The 20,442-nt window shown below is 70.2% G+C and carries 18 protein-coding genes and 1 tRNA gene; 12 read left to right on the forward strand and 7 right to left on the reverse strand.

Features of this window, described 5'->3' with window-relative positions:
* Window positions 1-134: 134 nt before the first annotated feature.
* Window positions 135-205, forward strand: a tRNA-Gly gene (locus tag ABTY98_RS10875).
* 219 nt (window positions 206-424) lie between these two features.
* On the opposite strand, the gene ABTY98_RS10880 is transcribed toward ABTY98_RS10875, so the two are convergent.
* Complete coding sequence (locus ABTY98_RS10880; RefSeq protein WP_352220550.1) at window positions 425-619, reverse strand: hypothetical protein; 195 nt, start codon at window positions 617-619, stop codon at window positions 425-427.
* Window positions 620-1,081: 462 nt separating this feature from the next.
* Between ABTY98_RS10880 and ABTY98_RS10885 the strand changes: the two genes are divergently transcribed.
* Complete coding sequence (locus tag ABTY98_RS10885; RefSeq protein ID WP_352220551.1) at window positions 1,082-2,200, forward strand: acyltransferase family protein; 1,119 nt, start codon at window positions 1,082-1,084, stop codon at window positions 2,198-2,200.
* Window positions 2,201-2,206: 6 nt separating this feature from the next.
* Here the strand turns inward: ABTY98_RS10885 and ABTY98_RS10890 are convergent, their stop codons facing one another.
* Window positions 2,207-2,674 carry an HD domain-containing protein gene (locus tag ABTY98_RS10890; RefSeq protein WP_352220552.1) on the reverse strand — a complete coding sequence of 156 codons (468 nt, stop codon included), beginning with the start codon at window positions 2,672-2,674 and terminating at the stop codon, window positions 2,207-2,209.
* A 319-nt stretch (window positions 2,675-2,993) separates the two neighbouring features.
* On the reverse strand, window positions 2,994-4,157 hold the full coding sequence (locus tag ABTY98_RS10895; RefSeq protein WP_352220553.1) for a SpoIIE family protein phosphatase: 1,164 nt from the start codon (window positions 4,155-4,157) through the stop codon (window positions 2,994-2,996).
* A gap of 175 nt (window positions 4,158-4,332) precedes the next feature.
* On the opposite strand from ABTY98_RS10895, the gene ABTY98_RS10900 reads away from it, so the two are divergent.
* Window positions 4,333-5,574 carry a GNAT family N-acetyltransferase gene (locus ABTY98_RS10900; protein ID WP_352220554.1) on the forward strand — a complete coding sequence of 414 codons (1,242 nt, stop codon included), beginning with the start codon at window positions 4,333-4,335 and terminating at the stop codon, window positions 5,572-5,574.
* Between the two features lie 43 nt (window positions 5,575-5,617).
* On the opposite strand, the gene ABTY98_RS10905 is transcribed toward ABTY98_RS10900, so the two are convergent.
* Window positions 5,618-6,421, reverse strand: a complete 804-nt coding sequence (locus tag ABTY98_RS10905; protein WP_352220555.1) for an Fpg/Nei family DNA glycosylase — start codon at window positions 6,419-6,421, stop codon at window positions 5,618-5,620.
* A 316-nt stretch (window positions 6,422-6,737) separates the two neighbouring features.
* The gene (locus tag ABTY98_RS10910) at window positions 6,738-7,223 is read right to left on the reverse strand and encodes a ribose-5-phosphate isomerase (protein ID WP_352220556.1); all 486 of its coding nucleotides are present in this window, start codon (window positions 7,221-7,223) and stop codon (window positions 6,738-6,740) included.
* 203 nt (window positions 7,224-7,426) lie between these two features.
* Here ABTY98_RS10910 and ABTY98_RS10915 point away from each other — a divergent pair, with 203 nt between their 5' ends.
* Entirely contained in the window at window positions 7,427-8,899 is a 1,473-nt protein-coding gene (locus ABTY98_RS10915; RefSeq protein ID WP_352220557.1) for an amino acid permease, read from the forward strand.
* Window positions 8,900-8,902: 3 nt separating this feature from the next.
* On the opposite strand, the gene ABTY98_RS10920 is transcribed toward ABTY98_RS10915, so the two are convergent.
* Entirely contained in the window at window positions 8,903-10,621 is a 1,719-nt protein-coding gene (locus ABTY98_RS10920; RefSeq protein ID WP_352220558.1) for a serine/threonine-protein kinase, read from the reverse strand.
* A 233-nt stretch (window positions 10,622-10,854) separates the two neighbouring features.
* Here ABTY98_RS10920 and ABTY98_RS10925 point away from each other — a divergent pair, with 233 nt between their 5' ends.
* Window positions 10,855-11,565: an LPXTG cell wall anchor domain-containing protein gene (locus ABTY98_RS10925; protein ID WP_352220559.1), complete on the forward strand. Its 711-nt coding sequence runs from the start codon at window positions 10,855-10,857 to the stop codon at window positions 11,563-11,565.
* A 65-nt stretch (window positions 11,566-11,630) separates the two neighbouring features.
* On the opposite strand, the gene ABTY98_RS10930 is transcribed toward ABTY98_RS10925, so the two are convergent.
* Window positions 11,631-12,215, reverse strand: a complete 585-nt coding sequence (locus ABTY98_RS10930; RefSeq protein ID WP_352220560.1) for a biotin transporter BioY — start codon at window positions 12,213-12,215, stop codon at window positions 11,631-11,633.
* Between the two features lie 443 nt (window positions 12,216-12,658).
* Between ABTY98_RS10930 and ABTY98_RS10935 the strand changes: the two genes are divergently transcribed.
* The 7 genes from ABTY98_RS10935 (at window position 12,659) to ABTY98_RS10965 (ending at window position 20,400) form a co-directional block, all read left to right on the forward strand.
* Complete coding sequence (locus tag ABTY98_RS10935) at window positions 12,659-13,828, forward strand: ROK family protein (RefSeq protein WP_352220561.1); 1,170 nt, start codon at window positions 12,659-12,661, stop codon at window positions 13,826-13,828.
* Window positions 13,829-14,049: 221 nt separating this feature from the next.
* A complete protein-coding gene (locus tag ABTY98_RS10940; RefSeq protein WP_352220562.1) occupies window positions 14,050-15,117 on the forward strand; it encodes an ABC transporter substrate-binding protein in 1,068 nt (355 codons plus the stop codon).
* Window positions 15,114-15,956: an ABC transporter permease gene (locus ABTY98_RS10945; protein WP_352220563.1), complete on the forward strand. Its 843-nt coding sequence runs from the start codon at window positions 15,114-15,116 to the stop codon at window positions 15,954-15,956. Before ABTY98_RS10940 ends, ABTY98_RS10945 begins: the two co-directional genes overlap by 4 nt.
* Window positions 15,932-16,645, forward strand: a complete 714-nt coding sequence (locus ABTY98_RS10950) for an ABC transporter ATP-binding protein (protein WP_352220564.1) — start codon at window positions 15,932-15,934, stop codon at window positions 16,643-16,645. The genes ABTY98_RS10945 and ABTY98_RS10950 overlap by 25 nt, the downstream gene beginning before the upstream one ends.
* Window positions 16,642-17,976 (forward strand): LLM class flavin-dependent oxidoreductase, encoded by a 1,335-nt coding sequence (locus tag ABTY98_RS10955; RefSeq protein ID WP_352220565.1) that lies wholly within the window; start codon window positions 16,642-16,644, stop codon window positions 17,974-17,976. Before ABTY98_RS10950 ends, ABTY98_RS10955 begins: the two co-directional genes overlap by 4 nt.
* A 22-nt stretch (window positions 17,977-17,998) precedes the next feature.
* Complete coding sequence (locus tag ABTY98_RS10960; protein ID WP_352220566.1) at window positions 17,999-18,898, forward strand: TauD/TfdA dioxygenase family protein; 900 nt, start codon at window positions 17,999-18,001, stop codon at window positions 18,896-18,898.
* 113 nt (window positions 18,899-19,011) lie between these two features.
* Entirely contained in the window at window positions 19,012-20,400 is a 1,389-nt protein-coding gene (locus ABTY98_RS10965; protein WP_352220567.1) for an amino acid permease, read from the forward strand.
* Window positions 20,401-20,442: the final 42 nt, after the last annotated feature.

The following is a 20,442-nucleotide window of genomic DNA, read 5'->3' on the forward strand; positions in this document are numbered from 1 at the left end:
CGGGCCGCCCGCGTCGGCCGCTTTGTTCACCCGCGTCGGACCGACTCCCCGCAGACCAACACGTTGGCCTACGCGGCGGACGACCCGCTACGATGCCTTCTGTGCCGCGGTCACGGACTTGCGGCGCGTGTTGTGCGGGCGTAGCTCAATGGTAGAGCCCCAGTCTTCCAAACTGGCTACGCGGGTTCGATTCCCGTCGCCCGCTCCGCGTGGCGAAGGCCCAGGGTGAGAGATTCCGATCTCCCCCTGGGCCTTCGGCGTATCGGGGGTCCGGGGGCCGGGCCACCTCTCACTGGCCGGGCACACCCGGTCGTACGGCCGGAGCGGCCGGGGCGGATGCCGTACAGGGCGTACGGAATGTACGTCGCTGTCCTCCGTGGTGCGGTCCGGGCGTGGCCCTCGCCACGCCCTCGGAAGCCGGCTGTCAGAAGTTGATCGAGTTGATGGTCTGCGCTATCGAGTCGAGGAAACGCTGGATGGACGGGGCCATCCCGGTCGACGCGAGGAAGAAGCCGAAGAGGACGGCGACGATCGCGGGACCGGCCTTGATGTTCCCCCCTCTCATCATCACTACCAGGATGATCGCCAACAGCAGCACCACAGACAGTGAAATGGCCACAACTGATCACGCCCTCGGTCGGTTCCGCTCTCCCGGCCCGGGGGTACGACCCCGCACCCCCGCCAGAACCATCGTGCCACCAACCGGGCCGCACTATGCGGCCCGTGACACAACGTCGACAACGCGCCTCCCACCGGCCACCGCCCGCACAGTAATTCGAGGGTCCACCCGGCCGTGGATCCAGGGTAATTGGCGGACATGGATTCGGTGTCCACACAACTCACGTGCAGCCAATTCGAATTGTTGACACAGACACCGCAACGCCCGATCACACACCGCCGTTATGCACCAATTAGTCAGGATGAATAGGGACATCGCAGGCATAAGTGCCGCATGAAACCGCATGGGTACAGGAGTCGACAGCGGTAAATGCACGGGCGGTTCACGGGCGAACACGGCGGATATAGAGGATTCCCATCGGCGGTTTTACGAAATCCCACAGGCGACGCTAGGGTGCCTCAGATGTCTGACGCCGCCACGTCCCCCGGCCAGAACCCCACACCGCGTCCCCCGGCCCGCCCGCCGGTGGACAGACCCCGCGACGCGTTCCTCGACAACGCCAAGTACCTGGCGATCGTGCTCGTGGCGATGGGTCACTCATGGGAGCCGCTGAAGGGCGACAGCCGTGTCCTGGAGGCGGCGTACTCCGTCGTGTACGCCTTCCACATGCCGGCGTTCATCATCATCTCCGGCTACTTCTCCCGGAACTTCGACATGCGCCCGGACCGGCTGAAGCGGCTGGTCACCGGTGTCGTCGTGCCGTACGTCCTGTTCGAGACCGCCTATTCACTGTTCCAGCGGTACGTCGACGACTCCCCCGGCCAGGACATCAGTCTGCTCGACCCCTGGTACCTGACCTGGTTCCTGTGCGCGCTGTTCGTCTGGCGGCTGACCACGCCGATCTGGAGGACCGTCCGCCACCCGCTGCCCGTCGCCTTCGGCATCGCGATGCTGGCGTCCGTGTCCCCCACCATCGGGGACGACCTGGACCTCCAGCGGGTCCTGCAGTTCCTGCCGTACTTCGTGCTCGGCCTGTGCCTGCGGCCCGAGCACTTCCGGCTGGTACGCCGGAGGTCGGTGCGGGTCGCCGCGGTGCCGGTGTTCGCGGTCGCGCTGGCGTTCGCCTGGTGGTCGGTGCCGCGGATGAACACCGCGTGGTTCTACCACCGGGACTCCGCGCAGGAGCTGGGTGCGCCGTGGTGGTGCGGGCCGGTGATGGTGCTCGCGATGTTCGGCTGCTCGATGGTGCTGACGGCCTGCTTCCTCTCCTGGGTGCCGGGCCGGCGGATGTGGTTCACGACACTGGGCGCGGGCACGCTGTACGGCTATCTGCTGCACGGTTTCGTCGTGAAGTACGGCGACCACGCGGGCTGGTTCGACCCGAGGTGGCTGCACGGTCCGCTCGGCGAGATCCTCGTCACCGCGCTCGCCGGCGCCGCTGTCACGCTGCTGTGCTCCCGGCCCGTCCAGCGGGTGTTCCGGTTCGCCATGGAGCCGAGGATGGCCTGGGCGTTCCGGCAGGACGCGGCGGAACTGGCGCGGGAGCGGGGGCGGCAGAGCCGGGAGATGGCCAACGCGTGATTCCGCCTACGCGGATTCCGCTGACGCGGGCAGACCGAGGAGGGCGCGCATCCGGGCGTACTTCTCGGTCAGCCGGTTCCGGGTGTCCTCGTCCAGTACGGCGAGACGGCGGGGGTCGGCGTTGTGCGCGAGGTCGGCCTGTTTGACCAGGAGTGCGCCCGGGGTGTCGAGGATGCGCCGGGCGTACGCCTCCGGAGGCTCGCCGGGGCGTTTGGTGACAGCGAGGACGATGGCCCTGGTGCGGGCGCTGAGCGGGGCCGCGGCGAGCCAGTCCGCCGTGAGGGCGTGGTCCTCGACGGAGTCGTGCAGCCAGGCGGCGGCGATCTGCTCCGGGTCACCGCCGCGGACACGGACGCCTTCGGCGACGGCGGCGAGGTGCTCGGCGTAGGGGCGGCCGGCCTTGTCGGTCTGCGCCGCGTGAGCTGCTCGGGCGAGCTCCTCGACTTCGGGAAGGGAGAGAGGGGTCCGGGTCACGGTGCGAGTATGCCGTGGCGGGCGCGCGGGGTCTCACTTACCGGCGTTGGCAGGGTGCCGCCGCGCCCACCCGTGCCGCCCCAGCGGCACGACTGCCCGCGGCTGCGTGGCTGTATCAATGTGCGGCTCCGCCACGGGCGTGATCAGCCCCCACACCGGCCGCAGGCGAGTGGGCATCCCATACGCCCGCGTCTGTGAAGATGCCTCTGGGTAAGCGCCCCCCGTGGGGGCGCGGGGCTGTATCGATGTGCGGCTCCGCCACGTGGGCGTGATCAGCCCCGACCCACCCGCAGGCGAACGTCGGCCGCGGTCCCCCGCGTCAGCGCGCCGCCTCGCGGCAGATCAGCAGCAGGGCCCGGTCGTCGTTCACGTCCTTCGCCACCGCCTCGATCAGGTGCCAGGCCGCGCCGTGGAAGCCGCCGACGACATAGCGGTCGGCCTCTCCCGTGAGGCGGTCGATGCCCTCCACGATGTCGCGGTCCGACGTCTCCACCAGGCCGTCCGTGAAGAGCATCAGGACGTCGCCCGGGCGCAGGGAGCCCTTGACCGAGTCGAACTGCGCGCCGTCGTACACGCCCAGGAGAGGGCCCTCCGCCGCCTTCTCCTCCCAGCGGCCGCTGCCGGCGCTGAGCTGGAGGCCCGGCGGGTGGCCCGCGGAGTACAGCTCGTAGTCGCCGGAGTCCAGGTCGAGGACCAGGTGGATCGAGGTGGCGAAGCCCTCGTCCCAGTCCTGGCGCAGGAGGTAGCCGTTGGCCGCGGTGAGGAAGGCGTGCGGTGGCAGTGAGCCCAGGAGGCCGCCGAACGCCCCGGACAGCAGCAGCGCGCGGGACGCCGCGTCCATGCCCTTGCCGGAGACGTCCGTGAGGACGACCTCCATCGTGCGGCCGTTGTTCGTACGGGCCGCGACCACGAAGTCGCCGGAGAAGGACTGGCCGCCGGCCGGCCGCAGGGCCATCTCACGGTGCCAGCCCAGCGGCAGCTTCGGCAGCTTGCTCTGCACCCGGATGCGTTCGCGCAGGTCGAAGAGCATGGTGCCGCCGCGCCGCCAGGGCACGCCGACCCGGCTGCGGAACTGGGCGGTGAGGAGACCGAAGAAGCCGCAGGCCGCCACGACCAGGACCACTCCCGGGGTGACCCGCGACGGGCCCTCGGTGTAGGGGCCGAGGCGTACCGACTCCACGATCAGTGCCGTGGCCGCCGCCGCGTACAGGCCGAGCAGGCTCGCCGGGCGCAGCAGCAGGCCGCCCGCGATGATCGGCAGGACCAGGGAGGCCGGGGAGAACCACACCGAGTTGGCGAGGGTCATGGCCGCCAGGACCGGGACGGTCAGCAGGAGTCCGGCGAGCGCGATCCAGTCGGAGCCGTCGCCGCGGAAGTAGTCCACGGCGCTTCTGCGCAGGCCGACGCGGGCCCGGTGCCACTGCATCTTCCACCGGGCCGTGAACGTCTCGGCTTTTCCGCGCCGCTCTCGGTCTACTGCCATCAGTTCGGGACCCTATCCATCGGACCAGCTGCTTGGCACGGGAGGTCCCACTTGTCCCCCGTCCGAGGTTCGCCTTCGGGTGCGACTTCACAGTGAACTTCACCGGACGCCCCCGCGTCGCCGTCCGGGAGAAATTCGCTGGCTCGCCCTGCAATGACCCTGCTAGGCATGGCGTATGGCGACCGACCGTACGACCGAAGTTAAGGTGCTGCGTCCCGAGGAGTTCGACGGGTGGTGGGACCACCTGGTGCGGGCCTTCGGTGCCGGGCCGACACCGGCAGAGGAGCGCGAACTGGACCGCTCCCTCACGGAGTTCGAGCGTTCGCTGGCCGTCTGGGACGGGGCCGAACTCGTCGGGACGGGAGGGGCGTTCAGCTTCCGGATGACCGTGCCGGGCGGCGCCGTGGTGCCCGCCGCGGGCGTCACCATGGTGAGCGTGTCCGCGACCCACCGGCGGCGCGGGGTGCTGACCTCGATGATGCGCCGCCAGCTGGACGACGTACGGGAGCGGGGCGAGCCCCTGGCCGCGCTGACCGCCTCCGAGCCGGCGATCTACGGCCGCTTCGGGTACGACGCCGCGATCTACCAGCTGCACGCCGAGATCGACACGAGCCGGGTGACTCTGGCGGTGCCGGCCGGCACCGACGACGTACGGCTGCGGTACGCGGGGCCGGCCGATGTGCTCGACGCGTGCGAGGCGGTGTACGCGGAGCTGGTGCCGCTGCGGCCCGGGATGCTGGCCCGGCAGCCCGGCTGGGAGCGGGCGGGGCTGCTGGACCCGGAGAGCGAGCGGGACGGGGCGTCGGCGCTGCAGTGCGTGGTCGCCGAGCGGGGCGGGAGGATCACCGGGTACGCCCGGTTCCGCACGAAGCTGGGCTGGGGGCCGAGCGGGCACGACGGCACGGTCACGCTGGACGCCCTGGCCGCGCTGGACCCGGCGAGCGACGCCGCGCTGTGGCGGTTCCTGTTCGGCATCGACCTGATGTCGACGCTGGCAGTACGGGGGCGGCCGGTCGACGACGCCTGGCAGTACCTGGTCTCCGACATCCGGCGCTGTAGGACGCGGGTGCGGGACATGGGGTACGTCCGTCTCGTCGACGTCGGTAAGGCGCTCGCGGCGCGGACCTATCAGGCGCCGGTGGACGTGGTGCTGGAGGTGGACGACGCCTTCTGCCCCTGGAACACGGGGCGTTGGCGGCTGAGCGGGGACGCCAAGGGTGCGTCCTGCGAGCGTACGACGGACACGGCCGAGCTCGCCCTGTCCGTACGGGAGCTGGGGGCGGCGTACCTCGGCGGTGTCTCCCTGCTGTCGCTGGCGCGCGCCGGCCGGGTGCGGGAGCTGCGGCCGGGGGTACTGGCGGAGGCTTCGACGGCGTTCGGCTCAGCGGTACTGCCGTGGCTGCCGCACGGTTTCTAGTGCGCCCGCTCAGCGGTTCTGGCAGCAGGGGCACCAGAAGCGCTCAGCGGTTCTGGCAGCGGGGGCACCAGAAGAGGTTGCGGGCGGCGAGGTCGGCGGTGCGGATCTCGGTGCCGCAGATGTGGCAGGGCAGGGTGGCCCGGCGGTAGACGTACACCTCGCCGCCGTGGTCGTCGACGCGTGGCGGGCGTCCCATCGCCTCCGGGGTGTGCTCGGGCCGGACGGTGTCGATCCGGTTGTTCCGGACGCCTTCGTGCATGAGCTCGACGAGATCGGCCCACACGGCATCCCACTCGGCGGGGGTGATATCCCTGCCGGCGCGGTAGGGATCGATCCCGTGCCGGAACAGCACCTCGGCCCGGTAGACGTTGCCGACCCCCGCGATGACCTTCTGGTCCATCAGAAGCGCGGCGACGGTCGTACGACTGCGGGAGATCTTCCGGTACGCGAGGCTCGGGTCCGCGTCGTCACGGAGCGGATCCGGCCCGAGCCGGGCGTGTATGGCGTTCTTCTCCGCGTCGGTGATCAGGGCGCAGGTGGTGGGGCCGCGCAGGTCCACGTACGAGGTGGCGTCGGCGAGGCGGAGCCGGACGGTGTCGGTGGCCGGGGGTGCGGGGGCGTCTCCGAAGGTGACCTTGCCGAAGAGGCCGAGATGGATGTGCACCCAGTCGCTGTCCCGGAAGCCGAGGAAGAGGTGCTTGCCGTGGGCTTCGGTACGGGCGAGGGGGGCGCCGTCGATCAACTGGGCGGCGTCGGAGAACTTGCCCTGCGGGCTGCTGACCCGCACAGGTCCGCTGAGCCGACGGTAGTCCACCGCAAGCCGGTGAATGGTGTGCCCTTCTGGCACGAGGCCAATTCCTTTCCCACTCACCCACCCGACTCGCTCAGTGGAGAGGCGAACGTCGAGGGGCAGAAGATCCCGAGCTGATGGAGAAGGGCGCAGTCGCCGGCCAGAGCCCCACTGAAGGCCGGGGCAGGACGCCGTAAGGGCCGAGGGTGCCCCCGGTCAGGCACGCCGCGGTCAGCGCCCCGTAAGGGGAGCGGGGCTGTATCAAGGTGCGGCTCCGCCGCGTGGGCGCGACCAGCCCCCACCGGCCCGCAGCGGGACGGCCACCGCCCGGCCCGACAGGACGCCCGCGGCCGGGTGGGTGGGTGGACAGAGGCTACGGCTGGGGGTGGTGCGCCGGGATGGGCGGGAGGTCGCCCGTCGTCTCGTACGCCGTCAGCATCTCGATGCGGCGGATGTGGCGCTCGCCCTGCGAGAACGGCGTGTTCAGGAATGTCTCGACGAACTTCGTCGCCTCTTCCTGCGTGTGCATCCGCGCCCCCACCGCGACGACGTTCGCGTTGTTGTGCTGCCGGCCCAGCGACGCGGTCTCCTCGCTCCAGGCCAGCGCCGCACGCACGCCCTTCACCTTGTTCGCGGCGATCTGCTCACCGTTGCCGGAGCCGCCGATCACGATGCCGAGGGACTCGGGGTCCGCCGCCGTCCGCTCGGCCGCGCGGAGGCAGAAAGGCGGGTAGTCGTCCTGGGCGTCGTAGATGTGGGGGCCGCAGTCGACGGGGTCGTGACCCGCTTCCTTCAGCCACTCGACGAGGTGGTTCTTGAGTTCGAAGCCCGCATGGTCGGAGCCGAGATACACGCGCATGGGACGAGTGTGACATGCCCGTTAACGCACGGCAGTCCCGGGGCCACACCCGGAAAGTGTGAGCAACACTACAGAACCTCAGGAAAACCTCAAGTAACGATCTGGATTCAAAGGTTCAGGAATTCGCCCGCCTCCGTTTCACTGGACCAACTCGTACGCCGCTCGTACGGGGACCCCGCTCAACGGCGCAAAGGAATTCCCCCATGACTTCGCAGCCGACCACGACTGCCCCGTCCTCGGCCGGCGATCCCGGCAACGGTCTGCACGCAGGACTCAAGAACCGTCATCTGTCGATGATCGCCATCGGCGGTGTCATCGGCGCCGGTCTCTTCGTCGGTTCCAGTTCAGGTATCGCCACCGCAGGGCCCGGCATCCTGCTGTCGTACGCCCTCGTCGGCACCCTCGTCGTCCTCGTGATGCGGATGCTCGGCGAGATGTCCGCCGCCAATCCGACGTCCGGTTCGTTCTCCGCGCACGCGGACCGCGCCCTCGGCCGCTGGGCCGGGTTCTCCATCGGCTGGCTGTACTGGTTCTTCTGGGTCGTGGTGCTGGCGGTGGAGGCCACCGCGGGTGCCAAGATCCTGGAGGGCTGGATACCGGCCGTGCCCCAGTGGGGCTGGGCGCTCATCGTGATGGTGGTGCTCACCGCCACCAACCTGGTCTCGGTCGGCTCGTACGGCGAGTTCGAGTTCTGGTTCGCCGGGATCAAGGTCGTCGCGATCGGCGCGTTCATCGTCGTCGGCCTGCTGGCCGTCTTCGGTGTACTGCCCGGCGTGCACGCCGACAAGGCGAGCTTCGCCAACCTCACCGACCACGGCGGCTTCCTGCCTCATGGCCCCGGCGCGATCCTCACCGGTGTGCTGCTGGTCGTCTTCTCCTTCATGGGCAGCGAGATCGCCACCCTGGCCGCCGGTGAGTCCGAGAACCCGCAGCGAGCGGTCACCAAGTCGACCAACAGCATCATCTGGCGGATCGGCGTCTTCTACCTCGGCTCGATCCTCATCGTCGTCGCGCTGCTGCCGTGGAACGACCCGTCGATCAAGGAGAAGGGCTCGTACGTCGCCGCCCTCGACTCCCTCGGTATCGCGCACGCCGGTCAGATCATGAACTTCATCGTGCTGACCTCGGTGCTGTCCTGTCTCAACTCCGGTCTGTACACGGCCTCCCGGATGGCGTTCTCGCTCGGGCAGCGCGGCGACGCGCCGAAGGTGTTCGCCCGGACCACCTCCCGCGGTGTGCCGATGGCCGCGATCGTCGCCTCCGTCGTCTTCGGGTTCGTCGCCGTCTTCTTCAACTACCGGTTCCCGGACTCCGTCTTCCTCTTCCTCGTCAACTCCTCGGGCGCGGTCGCCCTGTTCGTCTGGCTGGTCATCTGCTTCTCGCAGCTGCGCATGCGGAAGATCATCCAGGCCGAGGCGCCGGAGAAGCTCGTCGTGAAGATGTGGCTGTACCCGTACCTGACCTGGGCGACGGCCGGTCTGATCGTGTTCGTCCTGGGCTACATGCTGACCGACACGGAGGGCGAGAGCAGCGGTCGTACGACCGTGCTGCTGTCGCTGCTCGTCGCGGCGGTGGTGATCGCCGTCGCCGTGGTGAAGCAGAAGGTCACGGGAGGCCGGGTGGCGGCGACCGCCGCGGAGACCGGCGAGCCCGCCGACAAGGTGTCCGTCGGCTGACGCTCACAAGAGGGTGAAGCCCTCCTTGACCCGTTCGTACGTCTTCACGGCCTGGGTTTCGATCGCCGGCTGGTACCAGGTGTTGATCTGGTACGACTTCCCGTCGGCGTCGAAGCCCAGCAGCCGTGCGTGCCAGCGGACGCCCTCGATGGTGAAGGTGTACTCCCAGATCACCGCCGGGTAGCCGCGGAACGTCGTCTCGACCAGCCGGATCTTGGTGTAGTCCCGGCCCTGGTGGGCGCCGCGTTCGGAGGCGCTCCAGCTGTCCATGAGGTCGCCGCGGGCCAGGGCGGACTTGGCGACGAGCTCCTGGCTGCCGTCGGGGGAGGTGTAGTGCACCTCGGCGCCGGTCTTCACGTCCCTGCGCCAGCCCTTCGGGGTCACCCACGCGAATCCGCCGGCCTCCTCGTGGGCGCCGGGCGGGAGGCTGCGGGGGCGGGCGGTGCCCGCGACGGTGGCCGAGGGGGAGATCGAGGCTGAGGGGGTTGGGGAGGTGCCGGCTGCTGTGTCGCTGTCGCCGCCGCCTGTTGTGGTGGTGAGGAGGATGGCGATGGCGGTGACCACGGCCGCGATTCCGAGTGCGGCGAGGAGGGTCGTGCGGACGGGGGGCTTGTGTCGAAGGGTCACTGCGGGTGCGTGGTGGCTGGTCGCGCTCCGCGGCGGAGCCGCTGACGGATGCAGCCCCGCGCCCCTCGGGGGGTTGGGGCGGCCCGAAACTGTGGGACTGACGGAGTTGCCGGACGGAGTCTCCGAGCGGACCTCGGAGCGTTCCGTCGCCGCCTCCGTCGACGCACTCACCGGCGGAGGTGCCGGCGTCTCCGGGCGTTCGTCCTCCGGTGCCGGGAGTCGCAGCTTCGTCAGGTCCACGTACGTCGGGGTAGGACGTTCGGCAGCCGGCGCCGGATACGTCTCCGTCGGTGTCTGTGCCGGGTACGCCACCGGTCGCAGCGTCTCTTCCATCTCCGCCAGGGCCGGCCGCGCCGTCGGTTCCTTCGCCAGCAGCGCTGCCAGCAGGTCGTGCAACGGGCCCGCCGCCGCGGGGAGTTCGGGCTCCTCGTAGAGGACGGCGTGCAGGGTAGCCAGGGTCGTGTCGCGGGAGAAGGGGGAGCGGCCGCCGAGGGCCGCGCACAGGGTCGCGCCGAGCGACCAGACATCGGACGGCGGGCCCTGCGGGCGGCCGGAGATCCGCTCGGGTGCCATGTAGTCGGGGGAGCCGACGAGCATGCCGACCATGGTGAGCGCCTTGGCGTCCTGGATCGCCGCGATGCCGAAGTCGGTGAGGACTACCCGGCCGGCGGCGTTCTCGACGAGTACGTTCCCGGGTTTGATGTCGCGGTGCAGCACTCCCCCGGCGTGCACCTGGCGCAGCGCCGCGACCAGGCCGAGGCCGATCCGGGCGGCCGCGCGCGGGCTCAGCGCTCCCTCCTCGGCCATGATCCACTCCAGCGAGCGGCCGTTGACCAGCTCCATCACGATCCACAGGCGTTCGCCCTCGTCGACGACGTCGTAGACCCGTACGACGTTGGGGTGGTCGATCCTGGCGGTGGCCCTGGCCTCGCGCAGGGTGCGTTCGCGGCGGGTGCGGGTGTCCTCGGCGTCGAGGCCGTCGATCCGCATCTCCTTGACGGCGACCTGCCGGTCGAGCGTCTCGTCGACGGCCCGCCACACCCGCCCCATTCCCCCCTGCCCGACACTCTCGGCCAGCCGGTAGCGACCGGTCACCAGCAGCCCCGGGACACCACCGTGCCCCGCGCTCTCCGAATTCCCTGGACCAACTGAATTCCCTGAACTCCCTGAATTCTCCGGCAATTCGCTGCACCCCCTCAACGACCGCCCCTGCCGACACACAATGGTCACACTTGCGGCCGTACCAGCATAGTGCGGAGAAATCTTGTGGTACCTCTTCAAGTGACCGCGAATTCAGGCGCGGTCAGGGGGTTGCAAGGGGGACGAACATGAGTTCTCGTCGTAGGGCAGTCGTCGCGGGATCGCTGGTCGTGGCATCTTTCTCGGCCGTGATGATCCTCCCGTTCACGGCCGCCGCCGATGACCAGGGACCGGGAAGCGGCAAGGGAGGAAAGGCGGTTGACCAGGCACCGGCGGGTGTGAAGCTGACGACCACGTTGCCCGAGAGGATCTCGGTCGACAACAGTTCGCAGAAAACGGCGATTACCGCCACCGTCAAGAACGAAGGAACAAAGGACAGCGACGGAATCAGGCTTTTGGTGGTCGGTTTCGACGGCCTGAAGGTCACGAACGTGCAGGGCTGCGACGCCGTCGCGGAGAAGGATCTGCCGGCCGGTTCGAACAGCGGCTTCAGTTGCCCGGTCGGCGCGCTCGGCGCGGGCAGGTCGAAGTCGTATCCGGTGGACGCCACGTTCGATCTGGGCAAGACCGGGAAGATCTGTCTGCCCGTGCGGAGCGCGGACGGGAAGAAGACGTTCTGGCAGCAGGGCCCGGTGCCGTTCGGTACGACGAACCCGTCGCCGAACGCCCCGGCCACCCCGCTGCTGCTGGGCACCGACAACAAGCCGGTCGGGCCGAGCGGCGACCAACTGCCGAAGACCGGCGCGGGAAGTGACGTACTGCCGCTCGCTGCGGCCGGCGCGGCGCTGATGGCGGCCGGGGCGGCGGGCGTGTGGTGGTCGCGGCGGCGGACCGACTAGGCATCACGGTGTGAAGGGGCCCGAGGCGCCGATGCGCCTCGGGCCCCTTCACGGTTTCGGTCCCGTCAGCCCTTGTCGGCCAGCTTCCACGCGGTCGGCATCGCACCCATCGCCAGGGCCGCCTTCACCGCGTCGCCGATCAGGAACGGGGTGAGGCCGGCGGCGATCGCCGCGGACGCGGACATGTCGGCGGCGTAGGCCAGGTACGGCACACCGATCGCGTAGATGATCGCCTCGCCGAGCACCATCGTGCCCGCCATCCGCAGCACGTTGCGGTCGGCGCCGCGCCGGGCCAGGGCGCCCACGACGGCGGAGGCGAGCATCATGCCGAGGATGTAGCCGAAGGAGACGGAGACACCGGAGGTGCCGCTCGCGAACCAGGGCACGCCCGCGAGGCCCGCCAGCGCGTACAGGGCGAGGGAGAGCAGGCCGCGGCGGGCGCCGAGGGCGGTGCCGACGAGCAGGGCCGCGAAGGTCTGGCCGGTCACCGGCACCGGGGAGCCCGGCACGGGGACGGCGATCTGGGCGGCGAGGCCGGTGAGCGCGGCGCCGCCGACCACGAGGGCGGCATCGCGTACCCGGGACGCGGGCAGGAGGTCGGCGAGGACGGTGCCCGTGCGGATCGACGGGGCTGCGGTGGCGGTGCTCATGGGGACTCCGCGAGGTGAGGGTGGGCAGACAAGCAGGGGACACCGTGACGCTATCCCGGCTCACCTGAGCCGAACACGTCAGCGGTCGACAAAGGCCGTGACGGACGCTTGGTGGGCTCCCCACAAAGGGTGCGGGTTACACATGTTGTGAGGTGACGCCGATCACTGAGGCAGAGATGTTTCAGTCACGTCAACGGCGTTGAACAGGTCTGTGGAGTTCCCCCAATCGAATCCCAGTGGTCTGGTGGGATTCGGGGTTGTCGGCCTACGCTTTCGGACATGGTCGCCCAGTCCCTGAACCTCACGTCGCGTCGCTATGTCGACCTGCGGCGGCAAGGGGCTGCCACCTGTCGCCGTCCGGCCTGAGGCCGCGCGGCGGGAGACCGGTCCTGCGCGCCTCGCATCCCGAGACGTGTCGGCCCCGTTCCCGAGGACGGTTTCCCATGCCCCGTACCGCGGCACCCCCGCTCATCTCTCCCCCTGGCGACCGGCGGCGGACCAGCGCCAGCGTGGTCCTGCGGTCGGTACTGGAGCACGGGCCGGTGGCCCGCTCCACCATCGCCCGGCTGACCGGGCTTTCCCCGGCGTCCGTCACCGACTACTGCGCCCGGTTCACCGAACTCGGCCTGATCCGGGAGGCGGTGGCGCCCCGCCGGGCCGGCGGGGTGGGCCGGCCGCATGTTCCCGTCGACCTGGACGACTCGCGGTTCGTGGTCGGCGGAGTGCATGTGGCCGTGCCCTACACCACGGTCGCGCTGCTCGACCTGCGTGGACGGGTCGTCGTACGGCGGGAGTTGAAGCACCGGGACACCGAACCGCGCGGGGTGCTGGAGCGGGCGGCCGCCGGACTGGCCGCGCTGCTCGACGGGGTGCGGGGCAGCCGGCCGCTGGGCGTCGGGGTCGCGGTCGGCGGCTGGGTGGACCGGGACTCCGGGACCGTCGTCGAGCATCCTCTGCTGGGCTGGCGCGAGGTGCCGGTGCGGGAGCTGCTCGGCGCGCACACCGGGCTGCCGGTCCATGTGGACGGGCATGCCCGGGCGTTGGTCAACGGCGAGCGGCTCTTCGGACGGGCCCGGGGCAGCCGGAGCGTGCTGCACCTGTTCGTCGGGAACGTGGTCGACGCGGCCTTCGCCACCGGCGACGAGGTGCACCACGGCCCGCGCTCCCAGGCGGGCACGATCGTCCATCTCCCGGTGCCGGGCGGCACCGAGCCCTGCGGCTGCGGACGCACCGGCTGTCTCCAGGTGGAGCTGAGCGAGCGGACGCTGGTGCGGCGGGCCCGGGCGGCCGGGGTCGTCGACGGCTCCAATCCGATGGACGTCCTCGCGGCGGCCGGCGCCGGTGACCCGGTGGCCGTGCGGCTCCTTGTGGAGCGGGCGCGGCTGACCGGGCGGGCGGCGGGGCTGCTGCTCGACGTGCTCAACCCGGAGAGCGTGGTGGTCACCGAGGTGGGTGTGCTGCACCGGGAGGACTGTCTCGCCGCGCTGCGGGAGGCGGTCGGACCGGAGCGGGCGGCCGTGGTCGCGCCGACCAGTTTCGGTGACCGGGTGCTGGCGGTGGCGGGCGGTTCGGTGGTCCTCGACGTGCTGTACCGGGACCCGTTGAGCGCGTGACCACGGCTTATTTAATTCAGAAACTCGGAATATTGACAGCCGTCGCCCACGGCAAGGAACATCCTTCTCATGACCTGTCGCACCCTCTGTTGCTGACGTCTTGACGCGCCCCGGGCGCGCATTTCCCTCTGCGTGAGATCTTTCTTTCCGGCCTTCCGTCGCCGGGTATTCTCCCTGCCTTTCTGCCGCTTCTCAGCTGCTTTTCTCCCGGGAGCCCTCCCATGCCTTCTGCGTCCTCCTCCGGCATCGACCGCCGGCTCTTCCTCACCTCGCTGCTCGGCGCCTCGGCGGCCGTGGCCGGGCTGAGCGGCTGCGCCGGTGGCAGCGCCGCCGCCGACACCGCGGCCACCTCCACCGCCCCGCCGGCCGCCAGGGTGCCGGCCGGCACCAGCCTGAAGATCGCCTCGTATCTGAACACCCAGCAGATTCAGTTCAAGCTGGCGAAGCTGCCCAAGCTGCCGTTCACGGTGTCGAGTTGGGCGAACATCGGGGCCGGCCCCGATGTCATCAACGCGTTCCGCGCCAAGTCGCTGGACCTCGCGAACAACGCGGGAATCCCGCCGATCCAGGCGCAGTTCCAGGGTTTCGCGGCAAAGATCGTGGCGATCGAGATCACCCGCAAACCCAACTATCTGTTCGCCACCAAGCCGGGCAGCGACATCCGCACGGTCGCCGGTTTCAAGGGGAAGAAGCTCGCCTTCTCGCAGGGGCAGGCTCAGGGTGTCGTACTGCTGCGGGCACTGAAGGAGGCCGGGCTCGCCTACGACGACGTACAGCTCGTCCCGCTGACCAGCAACCAGTTCTTCACCGCCCTCCAGTCCGGTCAGGTGGACGTGGCCCCGCTGGCCAACACCCAGGCACCGGCCTATATCCAGCAGTACGGCTCGAAGGGCGCCCACACGATCACCACCGACGTCGTCGACCTGCTCAATCTGCTGTGGGCGCCGGTCTCGGTGCTGAACGACCCGGCGAAGGCGGCCGCGATCGCCGCGTACATCCCGCAGTGGGCCCAGGGCCTGGTCTGGCAGTGGGAGAACCCGGACGTCTGGGACGAGGAGTTCTACGTCAAGACCCAGAACCTGACCCTCGCCCAGGCCAAGAGCATCACCGACATCGCCAACAAGCCGCTCTTCCCGCCCAGCTGGGACGAGGCGATCAAGTGGGAGCAGGAGACCGCCGATCTGCTGGCGGAGGGCGGCTTCGTGAAGAAGACCGACGTCTCCTCGCTCTTCGACCACCGCTTCGAGGGCATCGCCGCGAAGGCCGTAGCAGCGGAGTACCGGAAATGACCGCCGTGACCACGACCGCCGCCGCGGTTCCCGTCGAGGACAAGGCCCGTCCGGTCCGGCCGCGCCGCCGGCTCTCCCCCGGCCGCCGGCTGCCCGCCGCCCGGCTGGCCGGTCCGCTCGTCCTCCTCGCCGCCTGGGCGATCGCCTCCGCCGCCGGACAGCTCGACCCGAATGCGATCCCGGCGCCCTGGACCGTCGTGAGGACCGCCGGCCATCTGTGGACGGACGGGACGCTGCCCACCGATGTGCTGACCTCCGTGGAACGAGCCGGATACGGCTTCGCGATCGGACTGACCGCCGGGGTGCTGCTGGCCCTGGCCGCCGGGCTCAGCCGGGTCGGGGAGGCCCTGATCGACGGGACCGTGCAGATCAACCGGGCGATCCCCACCCTCGGCCTGATCCCGCTGTTCATCCTCTGGCTGGGCATCGGCGAGACCTTCAAGATCGCCATCATCGCGATCGTCGTCTACATCCCGGTCTACCTGAACACGCATGCCGCGCTGTCCGCCATCGACAGCCGGTACGTCGAACTCGCCGAGGTCCTGGACCTGACGAGGCTCCAGTTCGTCCGGCAGATCGTGATCCCCGGCGCGCTGCCCGGATTCTTCGTGGGACTCCGGCTCGGCGTCACCGGATCCTGGCTCGGTCTGGTCGTCCTGGAGCAGATCAACGCCACCAGCGGCCTCGGCTACATGATGTTCCAGGCCCAGAACTACGGGCGCAGCGACATCATCCTCGTCGGTCTGCTGATCTACGGCGTCTTCGGCCTGGTCTCCGACACCGTGGTCCGCCGCATCGAACGGAGGGTGCTGTCATGGCGCCGCACACTGAGCAGCTGACCCGTCCGGCCGTACAACTGCGGGGGCTCACAAGGTCGTTCGGCGGTCGTACGGTCCTCGACGGCATCGACCTCGACCTGCCCGCCGGACAGTTCACCGCCCTGCTCGGGCACAGCGGCTCCGGCAAGAGCACCCTGCTGCGGGCGGTCGCCGGACTCGACCACGGGGTCACCGGCAGCGGTCGGCTCACCGCCCCCGAGCGGGTGTCGGTGGTCTTCCAGGACGCCCGGCTGCTGCCCTGGCGCCGGGTGCTCGACAACGTCGTGCTGGGACTGGACGGCAGGGACGCCTCGGAGCACGGCCGGTCGGCGCTCGAAGAGGTCGGTCTCGGCGGCCGGGAGCGGGCCTGGCCGGGCGAGCTGTCAGGCGGTGAGGCGCAGCGTGCCGCGCTCGCCCGCTCCCTGGTCCGCGAGCCCGAACTGCTCCTCGCCGACGAGCCGTTCGGAGCGCTCGACGCCCTCACCCGCATCAAGATGCACCATCTGCTGCGCGAGCTGTGGAAGCGGCACCGGCCGTCCGTGCTGCTCGTCACCCACGACGTCGACGAGGCGATCGTCCTCGCCGACCGCGTGCTGGTCCTGGAGAACGGCCGGATCGGCCTGGACCTGACCGTGGAGCGCGGCCGGCCGAGCGCCCTCTACCGCAAGCAGTTGCTCGCCGCCCTCGGTGTCACGGAGGACCCCGCATGACCCGCCGGCTCCATCTCAACGCCTTCCTCATGAACACCGGCCACCACGAGGCCTCCTGGCGCCTCCCGGAGAGCGACCCCTACGCACACACCGACCTCGCGCACTACGTACGGCTGGCCAGGACCGCCGAGCGCGGCACCTTCGACTCGCTCTTCCTCGCCGACGGCCCGCATCTGTGGGGCAGTGTCGCCCAGCGGCCCTCCGGCGCCCTGGAACCGCTCACCCTGCTCACCGCGCTGGCGACCGCCACCGAGCACATCGGCCTGATCGCCACCGCCTCCACCTCCTACAACTCCCCCTACAACCTGGCCCGCAGGTTCGCCTCCCTCGACATCGTCAGCGGCGGCCGGGCGGGCTGGAACATCGTCACCACGGCGGGGGCGGAGGCGGCCCGGAACTTCGGTCTGGACGCGGAGCCCGCGCACGCCGAGCGGTACGCCCGGGCCGCCGACTTCCTCGACGTGGCGCTGAAACTCTGGGACAGCTGGGAGGACGACGCCATCGTCGCCGACAAGGCGGCCGGCGTCTGGGGTGACGACGCGAAGATCCACCCGCCCCGGCACCAGGGGCCGTACTTCAGTGTCGAGGGCGCCCTCAACGTGCCCCGCTCCCCACAGGGTTACCCACTTCTCGTGCAGGCGGGCTCCAGCGAGGACGGCAAGGCGTTCGCGGCCCGGTACGCCGAGGCCGTGTTCACCGCGCAGCAGACCATCGAGGACGCCCGGGCCTTCTACGCCGACCTCAAGGCACGCACGGCCGCGGCCGGCCGGGACCCGGACCACATCAAGGTGCTGCCGGGCATCGTCCCGGTGACCGGCTCGACCGAGACCGAGGCGCGGGCGAACGAGCAGCTCCTCGAGGACCACATCGTGCACCGGTACGGCGTCGACCGCCTGGAGCGGCTCCTGCAACTGGCCCCCGGCACCCTGGAGCTGGACGCGCCGCTGCCGACCGACCTTCCGTCCGAGGACGCCGTCGAGGGTGCCAAGAGCCGCTACACCCTGGTCGTCGAGCTCGCCCGCCGCGAGCGGCTCACCGTACGGCAGCTGATCGGCCGGCTCGGCGGTGGCCGCGGCCATCTGACCTTCGCCGGGACACCCGACCAGATCGCCGACGCGATCGAGACCTGGTTCACCCGGGGCGCCGCCGACGGCTTCAACATCATGCCGCCGGTGCTGCCCTCCGGTCTGGAGGCCTTCGTCGAGCACGTCGTACCGATCCTGCGCGCCCGCGGCCTGCTGCGCACGGAGTACGGCCCGCCCCAGACCCTGCGGGAGCGCTACGGCCTCCCCCGCCCCGCCAACCAGTACGCCGGACCTGTGCTCATCTGACGCTCATCCGAAAGGAACCGCGATGTCCCTCCAGATCACCAAGATCACCGCGAACATCGGCGCCCGGGTCTCCGGCGTCGACATCTCCCGGCCGCTCGGCGCGGAGACCGCGACCGCGATCCGCGAGGCCCTCAACACGCACAAGGCGCTCGTCTTCGACGACGTGCACCTCGACGACGACACCCAGCAGGCCTTCGTCCGCCACTTCGGTGACGTCACCACCGCGCATCCGACGGTCTCCTCCGTCGACGGCGTCCCGAACGTCCTGCCCGTCGACAGTGAGCGCGGCCGGGCCGCCAACCACTGGCACACCGACGTGACCTTCGTCCTCAACCCGCCGCAGGCCAGCACCCTGCGCTCCGTCACCCTCCCGCCGTACGGCGGCGAGACACTGATCACCAACTCGGCCACCGCGTACCGCCAACTGCCGGAATCGCTGCGGCAGTTGGCGGACACTCTCTGGGCCGAGCACACCAACGACTACGACTACGCCGTTCCGGAGGAGGACGTCGACGAGGAACACGCCGCCCAGCGCGCCCAGTTCACGTCCATCAAGTACCGCACGGTCCACCCGGTGGTGCGCGTCCACCCGCTGACCGGTGAACGCGGGCTGTTCATCGGCGGGTTCGCCCAGCGGATCGTGGGGCTGTCGCCGGGCGAGGGACGCAAGATACTCGACCTGCTGCAGGCCTACGTCACCCGGCCGGAGAACATCCTGCGCCACCGCTGGTCCGAGAACCAGCTCGTCCTCTTCGACAACCGCATCACCCAGCACTACGCGGTCGACAACTACGACGGCCTGCCGCGCCGGCTGCACCGGGTCACCGTCGCCGGTGACATCCCGGTCGGTATCGAGGGCAAGGAGAGCTACTCGATCGAAGGGGACGCCTCGCACTACACGACCGTGGTCGTAGCCGCGTAGTCACTCCCCGCACCCGGCGTGTCCGGATGGTGGGCGGCCGATCCCTCCGAGCGGAGCGGCCGCCCAGACTGTGGGCGTTTTTGCCCATCTACCGCACTGGACGAGCCGCGCCCATGCCGCACAGCACCACCACGGTCGAGACACCGCCGACACAGGACGGCGGTGCCACGCTCTCCCACGGCCTCAAGCAGCGCCACCTCTCGATGATCGCCCTGGGAGGTGTCATCGGCGCGGGTCTGTTCGTGGGCTCCGGCGCGGGTATCGCCGCCGCCGGCCCGTCCATCGTCGTCGCCTACACCCTCTCCGGCCTTCTCGTGATGCTGGTGATGCGGATGCTGGGCGAGATGTCTGCCGCCCACCCGTCCTCGGGTTCCTTCTCGGCGCACGCCGAGCGGGCGATCGGACCGTGGGCGGGCTTCACGGCGGGCTGGTCGTTCTGGGTGCTGCTGTGCACGGCCGTGGGCCTGGAGGGCATCGGCGCGGCGAAGATCGTGACGGGCTGGCTGCCGGGGACACCGGAGTGGGCGTGGGTGGCCCTCTTCATGGTCGTCTTCTGTGCCGCGAACCTGGCCGCGGTGCGCAACTTCGGCGAGTTCGAGTTCTGGTTCGCGGCGCTGAAGGTAGGCGCGATCAGCCTGTTCCTGGTCCTGGGCGTGCTGGCGATCGCCGGTGTACTCCCCGGCACGGACTCCCCGGGCGCCGCCAACCTCACCGACTTCCTCCCGAACGGCGGCGAGGGTCTGATCATCGGCCTGCTCGCCTCGGTCTTCGCGTACGGCGGCCTGGAGACGGTCACCATCGCGGCGGCCGAGTCGGAGAACCCGGTGCGGGGCGTGGCGAGCGCGGTCCGCACCGCCATGTGGCGCATCGCCCTCTTCTACGTCGGCTCCATGGCGGTCATCGTCACCCTGGTCCCCTGGGACTCGGCAGAGGTCGTCGAGAAGGGCCCGTACGTCGCGGCCCTCGACCACCTGGGCATCCCCGCCGCCGGCCGGCTGATGAACGTGGTCGTCCTGGTCGCGCTGCTCTCCGCGATGAACGCCAACATCTACGGCTCCTCGCGCATCGCCCACTCCCTGGTGGAGCGCGGCCAGGGCCCCAGGGCGCTGGCCAGGGTCTCCGGAGGCGTCCCGCGCCTGGCGGTCCTCACGTCCTGTGTCTTCGGTTTCGTCTGTGTCGTGCTCAGCTACTGGCGCCCCGACGACGTCTTCCCCTGGCTCCTCAACATGATCGGCGCGGTGATCCTGGTCGTCTGGATCTTCATCGCCGTCTCACAGCTGCTGCTCCGCCGCCGCCTGGAACGGGAGAGTCCGGAGAAGCTGGTCGTCCGCATGTGGGCGTTCCCGTATCTGACGTGGCTGGCGCTGGCCGGCATGACGGCGATCTTCGTCCTGATGGCCCGGGAGGCGGACACCCGTGTGCAGCTCTACTACACGGGCGGGATGACCGCCGTACTCGCCGCGGTGGGTTACCTCCGGCAGCGGCGACGCGCGGGCGGCTGACCCGAAGAGAGGAGGCCCCCGCGAGGACGTGACTCGCGGGGG

Source organism: Streptomyces sp. NPDC096040 (assembly GCF_040303265.1).
In the GTDB taxonomy this organism is placed as follows: Bacteria; Actinomycetota; Actinomycetes; order Streptomycetales; family Streptomycetaceae; genus Streptomyces.